The organism is Rahnella ecdela (genome assembly GCF_019049625.1).
In the GTDB taxonomy this organism is placed as follows: domain Bacteria; phylum Pseudomonadota; class Gammaproteobacteria; order Enterobacterales; family Enterobacteriaceae; genus Rahnella; species Rahnella ecdela.
In genome coordinates this window covers 1-15,007 of record NZ_JAFMOY010000122.1, presented here as the reverse complement: position 1 = coordinate 15,007, position 15,007 = coordinate 1, and the positions used below count along the sequence as shown (strand labels likewise).

At 53.1% G+C, this 15,007-nt stretch carries 13 protein-coding genes, 2 tRNA genes and 1 rRNA gene; 2 read left to right on the top strand and 14 right to left on the bottom strand.

Translation table 11 applies throughout. The features are described from left to right. Window positions 1–3 precede the first annotated feature (3 nt). From ilvD to J1784_RS09530, 6 genes are all read right to left on the bottom strand, one after another. Window positions 4–1,854, bottom strand: coding sequence for a dihydroxy-acid dehydratase (ilvD, locus tag J1784_RS09555; protein ID WP_217148999.1), 1,851 nt, complete (start codon window positions 1,852–1,854; stop codon window positions 4–6). A gap of 72 nt (window positions 1,855–1,926) precedes the next feature. Beyond that, window positions 1,927–2,856 carry a branched-chain amino acid transaminase gene (locus J1784_RS09550; RefSeq protein ID WP_095924174.1) on the bottom strand — a complete coding sequence of 310 codons (930 nt, stop codon included), beginning with the start codon at window positions 2,854–2,856 and terminating at the stop codon, window positions 1,927–1,929. 16 nt (window positions 2,857–2,872) lie between these two features. Then, a complete protein-coding gene (ilvM, locus tag J1784_RS09545; protein WP_013577547.1) occupies window positions 2,873–3,136 on the bottom strand; it encodes an acetolactate synthase 2 small subunit in 264 nt (87 codons plus the stop codon). Further along, window positions 3,133–4,779 (bottom strand): acetolactate synthase 2 catalytic subunit, encoded by a 1,647-nt coding sequence (gene ilvG / locus J1784_RS09540; protein ID WP_217148998.1) that lies wholly within the window; start codon window positions 4,777–4,779, stop codon window positions 3,133–3,135. Before ilvG ends, ilvM begins: the two co-directional genes overlap by 4 nt. A gap of 148 nt (window positions 4,780–4,927) precedes the next feature. After that, window positions 4,928–5,029 carry an ilv operon leader peptide gene (gene ilvL / locus J1784_RS09535; protein WP_015699153.1) on the bottom strand — a complete coding sequence of 34 codons (102 nt, stop codon included), beginning with the start codon at window positions 5,027–5,029 and terminating at the stop codon, window positions 4,928–4,930. Window positions 5,030–5,161: 132 nt separating this feature from the next. Further along, a complete protein-coding gene (locus J1784_RS09530; RefSeq protein ID WP_120509225.1) occupies window positions 5,162–6,400 on the bottom strand; it encodes an MFS transporter in 1,239 nt (412 codons plus the stop codon). 366 nt (window positions 6,401–6,766) lie between these two features. Between J1784_RS09530 and J1784_RS09525 the strand changes: the two genes are divergently transcribed. Then, window positions 6,767–8,302, top strand: a complete 1,536-nt coding sequence (locus J1784_RS09525) for a YifB family Mg chelatase-like AAA ATPase (RefSeq protein WP_217148997.1) — start codon at window positions 6,767–6,769, stop codon at window positions 8,300–8,302. A gap of 25 nt (window positions 8,303–8,327) precedes the next feature. On the opposite strand, the gene J1784_RS09520 is transcribed toward J1784_RS09525, so the two are convergent. After that, complete coding sequence (locus J1784_RS09520; RefSeq protein ID WP_217149092.1) at window positions 8,328–8,666, bottom strand: MaoP family protein; 339 nt, start codon at window positions 8,664–8,666, stop codon at window positions 8,328–8,330. Window positions 8,667–8,784: 118 nt separating this feature from the next. Here J1784_RS09520 and hdfR point away from each other — a divergent pair, with 118 nt between their 5' ends. After that, window positions 8,785–9,609, top strand: coding sequence for an HTH-type transcriptional regulator HdfR (gene hdfR / locus J1784_RS09515; protein WP_217148996.1), 825 nt, complete (start codon window positions 8,785–8,787; stop codon window positions 9,607–9,609). Window positions 9,610–9,622: 13 nt separating this feature from the next. Here hdfR and yjfF read toward each other — a convergent pair whose 3' ends face one another. From yjfF to rrf, 7 genes are all read right to left on the bottom strand, one after another. After that, a complete protein-coding gene (yjfF, locus tag J1784_RS09510) occupies window positions 9,623–10,609 on the bottom strand; it encodes a galactofuranose ABC transporter, permease protein YjfF (protein ID WP_217148995.1) in 987 nt (328 codons plus the stop codon). Then, window positions 10,609–11,628 (bottom strand): galactofuranose ABC transporter, ATP-binding protein YtfT, encoded by a 1,020-nt coding sequence (ytfT, locus tag J1784_RS09505; RefSeq protein ID WP_120509221.1) that lies wholly within the window; start codon window positions 11,626–11,628, stop codon window positions 10,609–10,611. Before ytfT ends, yjfF begins: the two co-directional genes overlap by 1 nt. Window positions 11,629–11,638: 10 nt before the next feature. Further along, complete coding sequence (ytfR, locus tag J1784_RS09500; RefSeq protein ID WP_217149091.1) at window positions 11,639–13,120, bottom strand: galactofuranose ABC transporter, ATP-binding protein YtfR; 1,482 nt, start codon at window positions 13,118–13,120, stop codon at window positions 11,639–11,641. Between the two features lie 111 nt (window positions 13,121–13,231). Continuing rightward, a complete protein-coding gene (gene ytfQ, locus J1784_RS09495) occupies window positions 13,232–14,188 on the bottom strand; it encodes a galactofuranose ABC transporter, galactofuranose-binding protein YtfQ (protein ID WP_217148994.1) in 957 nt (318 codons plus the stop codon). Window positions 14,189–14,592: 404 nt separating this feature from the next. After that, window positions 14,593–14,668, bottom strand: a tRNA-Trp gene (locus J1784_RS09490). Window positions 14,669–14,720: 52 nt separating this feature from the next. Then, window positions 14,721–14,797, bottom strand: a tRNA-Asp gene (locus J1784_RS09485). Window positions 14,798–14,895: 98 nt separating this feature from the next. Next, a 5S ribosomal RNA gene (gene rrf, locus J1784_RS09480) occupies window positions 14,896–15,007 on the bottom strand; the annotation flags it as partial.

Here is a 15,007-nt window from a genome sequence, read left to right as displayed (position 1 = left end):
CTGTCAGCCTCCCAGCTTAGACTTGTCGCGTACTGCGCCTTTGTCCGCACTGGTCGCCAGCAATGCGTAAGCACGCAGCGCCAGAGAAACCACGCGTTCACGGTTTTTCGGCGTCCAGGCTTTGTCGCCGCGAGCCAGTTCGGCTTCGTGACGTGCAGCCAGTTCAGCCGCAGGAACGTCCAGCACCATTTTTCGGTTTGGAATATCGATATCGATGATGTCGCCATCTTCAACCAGTGCAATCAGACCGCCGCTGCCCGCTTCCGGAGAAACGTGGCCGATGGACAGACCGGAGGTACCGCCGGAGAAACGACCGTCGGTGATCAGCGCGCATTCTTTACCGAGACCCATGGATTTCAGATACGTGGTCGGATACAGCATTTCCTGCATGCCCGGCCCGCCTTTTGGCCCTTCGTAACGAATCACTACCACGTCGCCGGACACCACTTTGCCACCGAGAATTGCGGAAACGGCATCGTCCTGGCTTTCGTAAACTTTTGCCGGGCCACGGAAGGTCAGGTTGGATTCATCCACGCCTGCGGTTTTAACGATACTGCCCGCTTCAGCGATGTTGCCGTAAAGCACGGCCAGACCACCGTCTTTGCTGAACGCGTGTTCCAGAGAACGGATACAGCCTTCGGCACGGTCATCATCGAGCGTGTCCCAGCGGCAATCCTGTGAAAACGCCTGAGTGGTGCGGATACCGGCCGGGCCCGCGCGGAACATTTTTTTCACCGCTTCGTCTTTGGTCAGCATGATGTCGTACTGATCCAGCGTCTGGTTCAGGGTCAGGCCGAGAATGTTTTTCACGTCGCGGTTAAGAAGATTGGCACGATCAAGTTCGCCCAAAATGGCCAGCACGCCACCGGCACGGTGAACGTCTTCCATATGGTATTTCTGGGTGCTCGGCGCGACTTTACACAGATGCGGCACTTTGCGAGACAGGCGGTCGATGTCGGTCATGTCGAAATCGATTTCACCTTCCTGGGCCGCTGCCAGCAGGTGCAGAACGGTGTTGGTGGAACCGCCCATGGCAATATCCAGGATCATGGCGTTTTCGAATGCGGCTTTGCTGGCGATGTTGCGTGGCAATGCGCTTGCGTCGTCCTGCTCGTAATAACGCTTGGTCAGCTCAACAATACGGCGACCGGCATTCAGGAACAGGTCGCGGCGGTCGGCGTGCGTTGCCAGCAATGAACCGTTACCCGGCTGAGACAGACCCAGCGCTTCGGTCAGACAGTTCATGGAGTTAGCGGTGAACATACCGGAACAGGAACCGCAGGTCGGACAGGCAGAACGTTCGATTTGTTCGCTGTCGGCATCGCTGACGTTCGGGTTTGCGCCCTGAATCATCGCATCGACCAAATCGAGTTTGATGATTTTGTCAGACAGCTTAGTTTTACCGGCTTCCATCGGGCCGCCGGAAACGAAGATCACCGGAATGTTCAGGCGAAGTGACGCCATCAGCATTCCCGGCGTGATTTTGTCGCAGTTTGAAATACACACCATGGCATCGGCGCAGTGCGCGTTAACCATGTATTCCACGGAGTCAGCGATCAGCTCACGTGAAGGCAGTGAATACAGCATGCCGCCATGACCCATGGCGATCCCGTCATCCACGGCGATAGTGTTGAACTCTTTCGCCACGCCGCCGGACGCTTCGATTTGCTCGGCAACCAGTTTACCCAGGTCGCGCAAATGCACGTGGCCCGGTACAAACTGGGTGAATGAGTTGACGACGGCAATAATTGGCTTGCCGAAATCGTCATCGGTCATGCCGGTGGCACGCCATAAAGCGCGGGCACCAGCCATGTTGCGGCCATGAGTCGTGGTATGGGAACGGTACTTAGGCATGCTCTGTTCACTCCAAATCATTTCTGTTTAGCAGGCTGCGAAATCGCTGCCTGCTGAATTTCATTCTTAAAATTATTGTGGGTTGATTGGATCCAGCCAACCCCATTTGTCTTCGGTCTTGCCTGTGAACAAGCCGAAGAATGCATCCTGAATTTGTTTGGTGACCGGGCCGCGTTTACCGATGCCGACCTGAATACCGTCAACGCTGCGAACCGGCGTGATTTCTGCGGCGGTACCGGACATGAAGACTTCGTCTGCCAGATACAGGGACTCGCGGGACAGAACCTGCTCACGCACTTCGAGACCCATGTCTTTCGCCAGTTTAATAATAGCGTCGCGGGTGATACCCGGCAGAGCGGAAGAGGTAAACGGAGGCGTAAACAGAATGCCTTCTTTCACTTCAAACAGGTTTTCGCCAGCGCCTTCAGAAACATAACCGTGAACGTCCAGCGCGATACCTTCCTGATAACCGTGGCGACGTGCTTCGCTGCCAACCAGCAAGGAGGACAGGTAGTTACCACCGGCTTTCGCGGCAGTTGGAATGGTGTTAGCGGCAACGCGGTTCCAGGAAGACACCATCGCGTCGATACCCTGCTCCAGTGCTTCTTCGCCCAGATACGCGCCCCACGGGAAAGCGGCGATGATCACGTCAGTTTTGTAGCCGTCCGGCGGATTAACGCCCATACCCACATCGCCGACAAACACCAGCGGACGGATATACGCGCTGACCAGATTGTTTTTGCGCAGAGTTTCGCGGCAAGCTTCCATCAGCTCATCCACGCTCTGAGAAACCGGCATACGGTAGATTTTTGCGGAATCGCGCAGACGCTGCATATGTTCACGGTGACGGAATACGACCGGCCCTTTGTGGGAGTCGTAGCAACGCACGCCTTCGAATACGGAAGTGCCGTAATGCAGTGCGTGTGACATGACGTGAACTTTTGCTTCTGCCCACGGAACCATCTCGCCATTGAACCAAATGTAATCAGCTTTCTTCGTCATTCTCTCGTTCCTTTACTCACGCATTCGCGCGTATTTGTTGTGATGTATGTTGCTGGATCTCGACACAAGCGACATCCATAAGTTTGCGTAACTGTGAAGACAGTAAATCTACCGGGCGCTGGCTGGCAACGGTCAATTCGATATTTATGTTTTCCGCATTGACCATGGGGGTCATGTTCATCGCGCACACCTGGAAACCACGGTGGCGAACAACGCGTAATACGCGTTCTAACATTTCAGGGCGGAAACGGGCCTGGATTGAGACGTTATGCTGCATCATGACATTTTCTCCAACATGGTTTCGTTGCCTGCGCCCGGTGGAACCAGCGGCCAGACATTCTCATTTTCATCGATGGAAACCTGAAGCAAATATGGGCCTTCGCTATTGAAGAACGCGTTCAGAGCAGCATCGACTTGGTCTTTACGGTGGATACGCTGGCCGGGGATGTTGAATGCGCTGGCCAGCGTCACAAAATCGGGATTATCAGAAAGGTTGGTTTCACTAAAGCGGCCGTCAAAGAACAGTTCCTGCCACTGCCGGACCATTCCTAACCGCTGGTTATCCAGTAACAGGATTTTGACTGGCAGCTGTTTTCGCTTGATGGTACCCAGCTCCTGAACGTTCATCATGAATGAACCGTCACCGGAAACGCAGATCACCATGTCGTCCGGACGGGCGACCTGTGCGCCAACGGCAGCCGGAACGCCAAAGCCCATCGTGCCCAGACCGCTGGAAGTGATGAAGTTTTCCGGGCGGCTGAACTGCATATGTTGCGCAGTCCACATCTGGTGCTGACCGACGTCGGTGGTCACTACGGTGCTGGCAGATTTACGATCAGAGATTTGTTTCAGCAACAGCGGCGCATAAATCGCTTCACCCGGGTGGTCGTATCGCCATTCGCCCTGCGCTTTCAGCGTCATCACTTCGTCACGCCATGCGCTGATGCTCAGCGGTTGCTGCAATGCCGGTAACAGGGAGTTCAAATCACCCTGCAACGCCACGTGCGCCTGACGTAATTTGTTCAGCTCGGCGGGATCGATATCCATGTGGATAACGGCCGCGTTTGGCGCGAAGGTATTCAGTTTGCCGGTCACCCGGTCATCAAAACGCGCACCGACGGCAATCAGTAAATCACAGGACTGAACCGCCAGATTCGCCGCTTTGGTGCCATGCATACCCAGCATCCCCAGATAACACGGGTCAGCGGCATCCGGTGCGCCCAACCCTTTCAGCGTGGCGACGGCCGGCATACCGGTGGCTGAGATAAACTCACGTAAAGCCGGAACCGCCTGCGCCATACCCACGCCGCCGCCGACGTAGATCATCGGTTTTTGCGCCGCAGCGATCATCGCGCTGGCTTGTTGCAGTTCAGCTGCCGGATGCGGGAAGGTTTCTTCTACCGCCAGCAAATGCGGTGGCAATTCGCCGGTCGCCAGCTGAATGTCTTTCGGGATGTCGATCAGAACCGGACCCGGACGCCCTGAAGTGGCGATGGCAAAGGCTTCTGCCATGATCTCGGGCAGCGCGTCCAGCGATTCAACCAGGAAGCTGTGCTTGGTGCAGGCCAGGGACAAACCTAAAACGTCGATCTCCTGAAAGGCGTCGGTGCCGATGAACGCGGAGCCTACCTGACCGGTGATAGCCACCAGCGGAACGGAATCTAACAGCGCGTCGGCCAGACCGGTGATGAGGTTGGTCGCGCCAGGGCCGGAAGTGGCGATACACACCCCGACTTTACCGGTTGAACGGGCATAACCGATGGCCGCCATTGCGGCGCCCTGCTCGTGCCGGCACAGAAGGTGTTCCACGCCGCCGTCATACAATGCATCGTATACCGGCATGATTGCCCCGCCAGGATAACCAAATACTGTATTTACACCCTGCGCACGCAACGCTTGTACTACCCACTGTGCTCCGTTCATCCTTATTCTCCTGCCTTTTTGCGACAAGTGCAGAACATTATGCTGTTGCTCATTTTCCGACCCCGCTTCACTGTTCTCTGAAATTCCTGACCCCAAAAAAAAACCCCGGACCTTTCGGTGCGGGGTTTCTTTTCAGGTTCAGGCTTGTTTAATAAGCCTTTCTTCGTCCAAGTGCAGCCCCGCACGGTGGGATAATAATCACCACCACGCTAATCACGACTAGGCTAACTACGAGGAGAAGGGCTTTCATTTTTAGGTTTCTGTAATTCATATTGCGAACGATTGCCTACAGAGTTATCACAGTCAGCTATTTAATGACAACACTTTTCTTGCGTTATTATTTGCAGTCCGTTGCATAATCCGCGAGAAATCGTCAGAGAAATCAAACCTTAGCGTGATCATTGACCGCCTGATTATTTATTGCTCCGGCAATGGCTTTTCCCCGGGTATCGCGGCCAAATGCCACCAGAACAGAAATCAGGATAGCAACGGTACCGGCCACAATCGCCATCGCCAGTCCGTAATTGTGTCCGTGACTTTCAGCAATGTAGGCCTGAAGCGTCGCATTGACTGAAGCAATCAGGTTCCCGAGCTGATAAACAAACCCCGGCAGAACAGCGCGCGTGTTGGCGGGCACCAGTTCGGTGAGATAAGTTGGCACCACGCCCCATGCGCCCTGCACCATGAACTGCATCAAAAACGCCCCGAGTCCCAGCATCCACGAGCCGCCGGAGAATGCCCACAATGGAATGACCGGCAGGGAAAGCAGCGCGGCGATGATGATGGCTTTCTTACGGCCAATCTTTTCAGAAAGCGCACCGAAGAAGACCCCGCCAATAATTGACGCGATGTTGTAGCTTATGGCAATTAAACTGACGGTATGAGCATCGAAACCATGCTGAACTTTCAGAAAGGTCGGGTAGAGATCTTGCGTGCCGTGACTGAAGAAATTAAAGCCCGCCATCAGCACCACGAGGTAGACACACAGCTTCCAATTTTTCTTCAGCACCGGCATCAGGGCCGTGCTTTCGTTGCGTTCCCGTGCGGCCAGCCAGACGGGTGATTCCTGCACTTTGAACCAGATGAAAGGCAGCAGGAAAATGGGCACCGCACCAATCACAAACATTCCACGCCAGCCCACTACGTTAAACAGTAAGCCGTAGACCACAGCGGCCAGCAGATACCCAAAAGGATAACCAGCCTGGAAAATCCCGGACATCAGGCCGCGTGAACGGTCAGGAATGGTTTCCATCGCCAGCGAAGAAGCTACGCCCCAGACACCGCCCATCGCGATGCCGTAAATGACGCGAAGGATGAGGAATACGGTCAGCGATGGTGCCGCCGCGGTACACAATTCGAAGAATGAAAACAACGCGATGTTGACCATCAGCACCGGCTTGCGCCCGTATTTTTCCGCAGCACGCCCGAAGAGCAGCGCGCCGATTGGCCGCACGGCCAGCGTCAGCAATATAGCCAGCGTGACCTGTTTGATATCAACCTGAAACGCCGTGGCAATATCACTGAGCAGAAAGACCAGAACGAAGAAGTCAAAGGCATCGAGAGTCCAGCTCAGGAAGCTGGCGATGGCAACGTTACGCTGCCGAGAAGTCCAACCAAACATGGGTGTATCCCTATTCCGGAATAGCTGTAGGTTATGCACTCACCGGAGCGTTCCGGAAAACCCTCAGTAAGGCCGCGAGATGTTAATCAATGATTCGCATTTGTTTATTTATTGTTAAATACAATCAAATTAAACACCTCACTTTGTATAACCAGCAACTTAATTAGCGGGCTAATTTGTTTCCGAACACATCAAACTGTTAATGAGTATTGCAGCAGTTGCGGCGTCCTTCGCATCTGTTGGTGTTAACTGGCTGACTTACAGACTATTTCTTCGCGATGGTACGCATCGTGCAAATCTTCTCTGCGCAAGAGTTTCAGGCTCAGGCATGCTGCCGTCAGGAAATCTCACAGCAAAGGAAAAAGCATGTCATTAGCCGTGGTGCATACCCGCGCCTCACTGGGTGTTCAGGCACCCGGCGTCTCGGTCGAAGTACATATCAGCAACGGTTTACCGGCTCTGACACTGGTCGGGTTACCGGAAACCACCGTCAAAGAGGCCAGGGATCGGGTGCGCAGTGCCATCATCAACTGCGGATTCACTTTTCCGGCAAAACGTATCACCGTAAATCTCGCGCCAGCCGATTTGCCTAAAGAAGGCGGCCGGTATGATTTATCCATTGCTCTGGCGATACTGGTGGCTTCTGAGCAACTTCAGGGGGATAAGCTCGAGGAATACGAGTTTGTGGGAGAACTCGGGCTTTCCGGTGCGTTACGCAGCGTGAATGGCGCAATTCCGGCGGCACTTGAGGCGCAAAAAGCTGGCCGGATACTCATCCTGCCGCAAAATAATCAAACGGAAATGACGCTGCTTGATCCCGGCGTTGCAAAAGTTGCCGGGCATTTGTTGCAGGTCTGCGCATTTTTGCAGGGCGAAGACAATTTGCCTGCCATCGAATTTCCCACTCATCCACCGGTTCAGGCAAATCAGCCTGACATTTCTGAGATCATCGGTCAGGAACAATCCAAACGCGCACTGGAGGTCGCGGCGGCTGGTGGCCATAACTTATTGCTGATAGGCCCCCCCGGCACAGGAAAAACCATGCTGGCGAGCCGTTTGCCGGGATTGTTGCCACCGCTGACCAATGAGGAAAAGTTAGAAACCGCCGCCATCGCCAGTCTGGTGTATAACCCGGAAGAAGACGGCGGGTTTTCACGCGTCCGGCCATTTCGGGCCCCCCATCACAGTACGTCGATGAGTGCGCTTGTCGGCGGTGGTTCGCTGCCCAGACCGGGGGAAATATCGCTGGCCCATAACGGCGTGCTATTTCTCGACGAGTTGCCTGAATTTCAGCGGCAGGTTCTGGATGCGTTGCGCCAGCCAATGGAATCCGGCGAAATCACGATTTCCCGCGCAAGGGCGAAAGTCCGCTATCCGGCAAGAGCGCAGCTGATTGCCGCGATGAATCCCAGTCCGACCGGGCATTATCAGGGCATCCATAACCGCACTCCGCCACAGCAGGTTTTACGTTATCTGAGCCGTCTTTCCGGGCCTTTCCTCGATCGGTTCGATCTTTCGATTGAAGTCCCGCTGCTGCCGCCCGGCATTTTGAGTCAGCAAAACCATACTCCCACTCTCCGGGAAAGCAGTGCACAAGTGCGAGAACGGGTGCTGATCGCCAGAGAAATTCAGTTAAAGCGCGCGGGAAAAATCAACGCCCATCTGAGCAGCAGCGAAGTGGAAACGTACTGCGTATTAACCAAAGCGGATGCGGAATTTCTCGAAGAGGTGCTGCATAAACTGGGATTGTCGGTCAGAGCCTGGCATCGCATTCTGAAAGTCGCGAGAACATTGGCTGATTTGGGCGGTGTGGAGGCCATCGAAAGAAGACATATTGCTGAGGCGCTGAGCTATCGCAGCATGGATAGGCTATTGTTAACTCTGCATAAGAGTCTGGCATAAAAAAACGGGGCATCGCCCCGTTTCATTAGTCATCGCTTTCCGTGTAGTCTTCTACAGCGTCAGCCTGCGGTTTACCGCCAGACAACGTGTGGAATTTCTTCGGACGACGGGTGCGGACAATGTATTTGTTCCACACTTTTTCTGCGTCTGTCACAGGTTCACGTGTACCGCGGCAAACCTCCAGGAACAGTTTTTCTTCGTCGGTAGCAGGCTCACGTTTTCCCAGATCCAGCTCGTTAAAAGCAAAGCCGTAACGTTCTAGCATTTGCGCTTCTTTAATGGTGAAATCGCCATGCCGGGAGAACCCGCGAGGGTAATGTTTATTATCAAAAAAACGATTTGTCGTGGTGAAGCTTTCCGCCATCTGACACGCTCCTAATTCTCTCATGGTCGTGCTGTTATGGCGCGGAGTATTAGTTAGGCTTGACATTGTGTAAAACAAAACATTTAAATCTTAACGACAAAAAATATTGGAGATAGTTTTGGACACGGAATTACTGAAAACCTTTTTGGAGGTCAGTAGAACTCGCCACTTTGGTCGGGCGGCGGAATCCCTTTATCTGACGCAATCTGCTGTCAGCTTTCGTATCCGACAACTGGAAACCCAACTTGGCGCCAATTTATTCACACGGCATCGCAATAACATCCGCTTAACGCCCGCAGGAGAGCGCCTGCTGCCTTACGCAGAGAATCTGATGTCGACCTGGCAGATGGCGAAAAAAGAGGTAGTGCGCTCATTACAGCACACGGAATTGTCGATTGGCGCGACAGCATCGCTCTGGGAAGCCTATCTGACACCCTGGATGCAGTCGCTTTACACTCAGCGAGGCACGCTGAGGCTCGAGGCACGCATCGCCCTTCGCCAGTCACTGGTCAAACAATTGCATGAAAGACAACTGGATTTACTGATAACCACCGAACCGCCGAAGATGGATGAGCTTTCAAGCCAGCTGTTAGGTAATTTCTCGTTACGACTTTTTTCATCACAGAAAACGGTCAGGGAAGAACATCCCCCGTATGTGAAACTGGAATGGGGCGCAGATTTTCCTCAGCAGGAAAAACTGCAAAACAGCGATCAGGAACCGGTGCTGACAACAACGTCTGCGCATCTGACGCGTCAGTTGCTGGAAAACACCGGCGGTTGCGCTTTCCTGCCTGCGCATTGGGCGAAGGAATACCCGCAGCTGGCGGTGCATGAAGAGATCCCTCCGGTGATCCGCCCGCTGTACGCTGTCTGGCTGCAAACCAGCGATCAGCAGGTTCTGATCCGTCAGTTACTCAAAACACCGCTGCTCACTAATTTCTGAAAGCCGTTCTGGTTCAGGACGGCTCAGGCCTTGGATGACGCGCTCTTCTGGCTGTCCAGAAGGTGCCCATGCCTTTTTGCAATCCGATGAAGATGAACAGCAAAACGCCCATCACGATTTTGGTCCACCACGAGCTGAGCGTGCCATCGAAGGTAATGTAGGTTTGTATCAGCCCCTGAATGAGAACGCCAAACAGACTGCCTAACACTGTGCCTACGCCGCCGCTCAGCAACGTGCCGCCAATGACTACAGAAGCGATAGCATCGAGCTCAACGCCGCTGGCGGCAAGTGCGTAACCCGCCGACGTATACAGCGAAAAAATGATGCCAGATAACACGGCCAGCGTGCTTGAGAGCATGTAGATATGAATCGTAGTATGACGAACCGGTACTCCCATCAGCGCTGCCGAGACATTACTTCCGCCAACGGCGTAAACGTTGTTACCAAATCGTGTACGATGCGCCAGAATAATCCCGCCGAACACCACCAGCAGCATGACCAGAGCCAGTAAAGTGAAACGGCCTCCTCCGGGCATTTTCCAGGCATAATTGGCCAGAAAATCGTAAACCGGATGGTTAATCGGTAACGATTCTTCCGAGACGATAAAACTCATCCCGCGCACAAAAAACATGCCCGCCAGCGTGATGATGAAAGCAGGCAATTTCAGCGTATCGATGATCCAGCCCATCAGCGCCCCGAAAAGCGCACCCATCAGCAGCACAATGACGAACGCGTAACCCGGTGCTACGCCGTAAGTGCCGATCAGTTTCGCCAGCAATACGCCCGTGAAAGCGATAACCGAGCCCACAGAAAGGTCGATGCCACCGGAGAGAATAACGAATGTCATACCGACCGCGACAATGCCGAGGAATGCGTTGTCCGTCAGTAAATCAAAGAATACGCGCGTGGACGCAAACCCCGGAAACTGCGTGAAGCAGTAAGCATATCCGGCCAGAAAAACCACAATAGTAATCAGCAGGGGCAGATTTCTTTTAAGCATTATCCCTTCCTCCGAAACAGATTACTTAATGAAACGCGGGGTGACTGAACCACCAGCACGGCGAGAACCACCAGGGCTTTCAGGACCAGATTAAACTCCGGTTTAAAGCCGGAAAGCAGAATACCTGTATTCATCCCCTGAATAATCAGCGCACCGACCACTGAAAGAAGCAGGTTAAAGCGTCCGCCCAGCAGCGAACCGCCACCGATGACAACAGCAAGAATTGCATCGAGCTCCAGCCATAAACCGGCGTTATTGGCATCGGCACCGCGGATATCAGCCGTCACGATAACGCCTGCGACAGCAGCGCAAATGCCGCAGATAACGTAAGTCGAAATCAGTACCAGACGGGCATTTACACCGGCGTTGTAAGCAGAACGGATGTTGATACCGACAGATTCAATAAACAGCCCGAGCGCCGTTTTGCGCGTCAGTGCCCACACCAGTACCAACATGACGACGGCAATAATCACCGGCATTGGCAGATAGAACAGAGAGCCGCTGCCAAACTGCGATAAACCGTTGTGTTCAAACGTGACGATCTGCCCTTCCGTAATCAGCTGCGCGATGCCCCTTCCGGCAACCATCAGCATCAGCGTGGCAACAATCGGTTGTATCTGCAGGACGGCGACCAGGAATCCATTCCACAAGCCGCATATCGCGCCAACACCAATTGACGCCAGTAATACGATCGCCAGCGGATATCCCTGAACGGTCATGGTCGCCGCGGTCGCACCCGCTATTGCCATCACAGCCCCGACTGAAAGATCGATACCGCCAGTGGCGATCACCAGCGTCATCCCCAGAGCCAGCAATGCGACGGGAGCGCCGCGATTGAATATGTCCACCAGGCTGCCAAACAGACGGCCATCCTGAATATGAATAGAGAAAAATCCGGGCGCGACCAGGCTGTCGATCACTAATATGGCGATAAAGGCGCCGATTTGCGTAGCACCTTTAGGAAACACAAATCTTACTTTGCGCGGTCTTCCCGTCATTGGCAGACTCCTGTTGCTCATCGATATCTCCTCATTGCGCCGCAATGGCTTTCATAATGGCTGGCACGGAGATTTCAGCCTGCTCGATTTGGGTAATATGACGGCGGTCGCGTAACACCACGATCCGGTCGGCATAACCCGACAACTCTTCCAGTTCAGATGAAATGACCAGTAAGGCCAGCCCTTCATCACAAAGTTTCTCAATCAGACGGATGATTTCTGCGTGAGCACCGACGTCAATTCCACGGGTGGGTTCATCGAGAATGAGGAAACGGGGATGGGTCGCCAGCCAGCGGGAAAGAAGCACTTTTTGCTGATTACCGCCGGAGAGATACTGAATTTCCTGCTCTGTTCCGGGTGTGCGGATACCGAGCAGTTTGATAAATTTTTCGGCGATCTGATGCTGCTCTTTCATCGGCAGAGGACGCAACCAGCCGCGCTGTGCCTGTAAGGCAAGTATGATATTTTCACGCACTGTCGCGGCCCCGATAATGCCGTCGGTTTTGCGATCTTCCGGACAGTAACCAAACCCAAGTTTCGCTGCTTTACGGGGAGTAGTGATGGTTTCTGATTTACCATCAACCAGCGCACTGCCGCTGTCATGGCCTTTGATACCGAAGATCAGCTGCGCGGTTTCTGTTCGCCCTGACCCCAGTAAACCGGCAAGCCCTACGATTTCGCCACGTCGCACTTTCAGATCGAAATTTTCAATCACCCCGCGGCGACCATAATCTTTGAAATCCACCAAAGGCTCGCCCGTTACATTACGGTGCTCTGTGCGTTTAAGCAGGCTTTCATCAAAACTGTGCCCCAGCATCATCGGCACCAGATCGATACGTGGCAGATCGGCAGTACGTTCAGATCCCACCCGTTTGCCGTTACGTAAAACCGTTATCCGGTCGCTGATCCGATAAACCTGATCGAGGAAATGGGTGACGAAAATCATCCCGACACCTTTGTCGCGCAACTGGATGAGAATATCGAGCAACATGCTGACTTCTTTGGCATCCAGACTGGCGGTGGGCTCATCGAGAATTAATACCTGCGCAGAAAGATCAACGGCACGCGCAATCGCCACTATCTGCTGGATAGCAATGGAATAGGTGGAAAGAGGCTGGCTGACATCCAGATGCAGGCCATAACCTTCCAGAAGCGCTTCGGCCTGCTGTTCCATCTTACGCTGATTGACCAGCCCGAATCGGGTCGGTTCGCGCCCGATGAAGAGATTCGCCGCAACCGAGATATTAGGCAGAAGGTTAACTTCCTGATATACCGTGCCGATCCCAAGCGACTGGGCATCAGCGGTATTGACAGGTTCAATCGATTTTCCGTTGAGGAAAACGTGTCCGGAAGAGCGCCTATAAACGCCGGTAAGCGCTTTAATCATCGTGGACTTGCCTGCACCATTTTCACCTAACAGTGCCACTATTTCGCCACGTTCAAGCGTGAAGTCGACATTTTCCAGTGCTTTCACGCCTGGAAACTCTACGGATAAACCGCGGACTTCAAGCAGTGTTTCTGAACCAGGATTATCCGTCACATCACTACTCCTGCTGCATTCGCCAGAGGGCGAAAAGGGAATAATTTTTACCGGCCTGCCGCAAAAGCAAGCCGGTAAACCGGCTTAATAACCCATGTCTTTTTTCATGTCATATTCTTTCTGCGCCATATCCGGCAGGATCAGCGCTGACTGAGTCTGAATGAATTTCTTCGGCTGAGTGCCATCCTTTTTCATTGCGATCAGGGCATCAAATGCAGGGCCTGCCATATTAGGCGTCAGTTCGACAGAAGCATTCGCTTCACCGGCTAACATCGCTTTGTAGATGTCAGGAACACCATCGATTGAAACGATTTTAATTTGCGAGCCAGGTTTCAGACCGGCTTCCTTGATGGCCTGAATCGCACCGATTGCCATGTCATCGTTATGGGCATAAACGGCACAAATGTTCTTACCGTTTTGTTCTGCCTTGATGAAGCTTTCCATGACTTCTTTGCCTTTACTACGGGTGAAGTCACCAGATTGTGAACGGATGATTTTGACGTTTGGCGCAGCTTTCAGTGCATCTGCAAAGCCTTGCTTACGGTTTAACGCGACGCTGGCGCCCACGGTGCCTTGTAATTCAACAACATTACATGGCTTACCGGCGACATCTTTGACTAACCAGTCTCCGGCTACTTTACCTTCATATACGCTGTCCGACGCTACAGCGGCGGTGTACAGGGAAGGATCACTGACTTCGATTGTACGGTCTAACAGGAATACCGGGATTTTGGCTTCTTTCGCTTCTGTCAGAACCGGAGCCCAGCCAGTAGCCACTACAGGCGCAATGAAAATGGCATCCACCCCCTGAGCGATAAACGAGCGTATGGCTTTGATTTGGTTTTCTTGTTTCTGCTGAGCATCAGCAATTTTGAGCGTGATCCCGCGTTTTTCAGCCTCGGACTTAGCTACTTTTGTTTCTGCAGAACGCCACCCAGACTCAGAGCCGATCTGCGAAAAACCAACAACCAGCGGAGCTGCATGAGCTGCGCCACAAAGTGCTGTTGCCACTGCTGCTGCCACAAATAAGCGTTTGTACATGTTTCTTTCCTCGCGTGTAGTCTGAGCTACTTTTTGTTATGGCTCGTAGGGTACGGCCAGGACGTTCACCCGACCTCTGTCTTCATTTTTCACGACTCGACGTCAGGAAAAAGAATGAAAACAGTATTGTCAGGAGCGGTTTGTCGTCACAGGACGATGATTAGGTTTAGTACACTGGAAAAAAGGGAGCATGAGCGGGGTCACATACGGGGATAACAATCAATTAGTGCATGTATTCAGCCAAAACATGACAAAAAACAACCAGGAAAATAAGACATATTGAGCCTAAATGGTGCAACAACGGGCAAGGAAGGAATTTAATTGAAGGGTTTATGAGCACGGGTTGAAAGGAGGAGAAATTACAGGCAAAAAAAAACCCCTCGCTTTCGCGAAGGGTTTCAATATGGCAGGGGCGGAGAGACTCGAACTCGCGACACCCGGTTTTGGAGACCGGTGCTCTACCAACTGAGCTACGCCCCTAAATGACGCTTAACATTATGCCTGCTAAAATTAGCAGGCATAATCAAATAAGTGGCGGAACGGACGGGGCTCGAACCCGCGACCCCCTGCGTGACAGGCAGGTATTCTAACCAACTGAACTACCGCTCCACCGGTTCTTTCACACGCATCAGCAATCGGCTGATACCTGTTTGTTCCTGTTATTTTCCTTGTCAGGGGAAAAGGAACACGTTCTTTACTAATTTGATGCCTGGCAGTTCCCTACTCTCGCATGGGGAGACCCCACACTACCATCGGCGCTACGGCGTTTCACTTCTGAGTTCGGCATGGGGTCAGGTGGGACCACCGCGCTACTGCCGC

Excerpts from the sequence above, each read along its gene's own strand:
- ilvD (WP_217148999.1), bottom strand. The coding sequence starts at position 1,854 with ATGCCTAAGTACCGTTCCCATACCACGACTCATGGCCGCAACATGGCT.
- J1784_RS09550 (WP_095924174.1), bottom strand. The coding sequence starts at position 2,856 with ATGACGAAGAAAGCTGATTACATTTGGTTCAATGGCGAGATGGTTCCG.
- ilvM (WP_013577547.1), bottom strand. The coding sequence starts at position 3,136 with ATGATGCAGCATAACGTCTCAATCCAGGCCCGTTTCCGCCCTGAAATG.
- ilvG (WP_217148998.1), bottom strand. The coding sequence starts at position 4,779 with ATGAACGGAGCACAGTGGGTAGTACAAGCGTTGCGTGCGCAGGGTGTA.
- ilvL (WP_015699153.1), bottom strand. The coding sequence starts at position 5,029 with ATGAAAGCCCTTCTCCTCGTAGTTAGCCTAGTCGTGATTAGCGTGGTG.
- J1784_RS09530 (WP_120509225.1), bottom strand. The coding sequence starts at position 6,400 with ATGTTTGGTTGGACTTCTCGGCAGCGTAACGTTGCCATCGCCAGCTTC.
- J1784_RS09525 (WP_217148997.1), top strand. The coding sequence starts at position 6,767 with ATGTCATTAGCCGTGGTGCATACCCGCGCCTCACTGGGTGTTCAGGCA.
- J1784_RS09520 (WP_217149092.1), bottom strand. The coding sequence starts at position 8,666 with ATGGCGGAAAGCTTCACCACGACAAATCGTTTTTTTGATAATAAACAT.
- yjfF (WP_217148995.1), bottom strand. The coding sequence starts at position 10,609 with ATGCTTAAAAGAAATCTGCCCCTGCTGATTACTATTGTGGTTTTTCTG.
- ytfT (WP_120509221.1), bottom strand. The coding sequence starts at position 11,628 with ATGAGCAACAGGAGTCTGCCAATGACGGGAAGACCGCGCAAAGTAAGA.
- ytfQ (WP_217148994.1), bottom strand. The coding sequence starts at position 14,188 with ATGTACAAACGCTTATTTGTGGCAGCAGCAGTGGCAACAGCACTTTGT.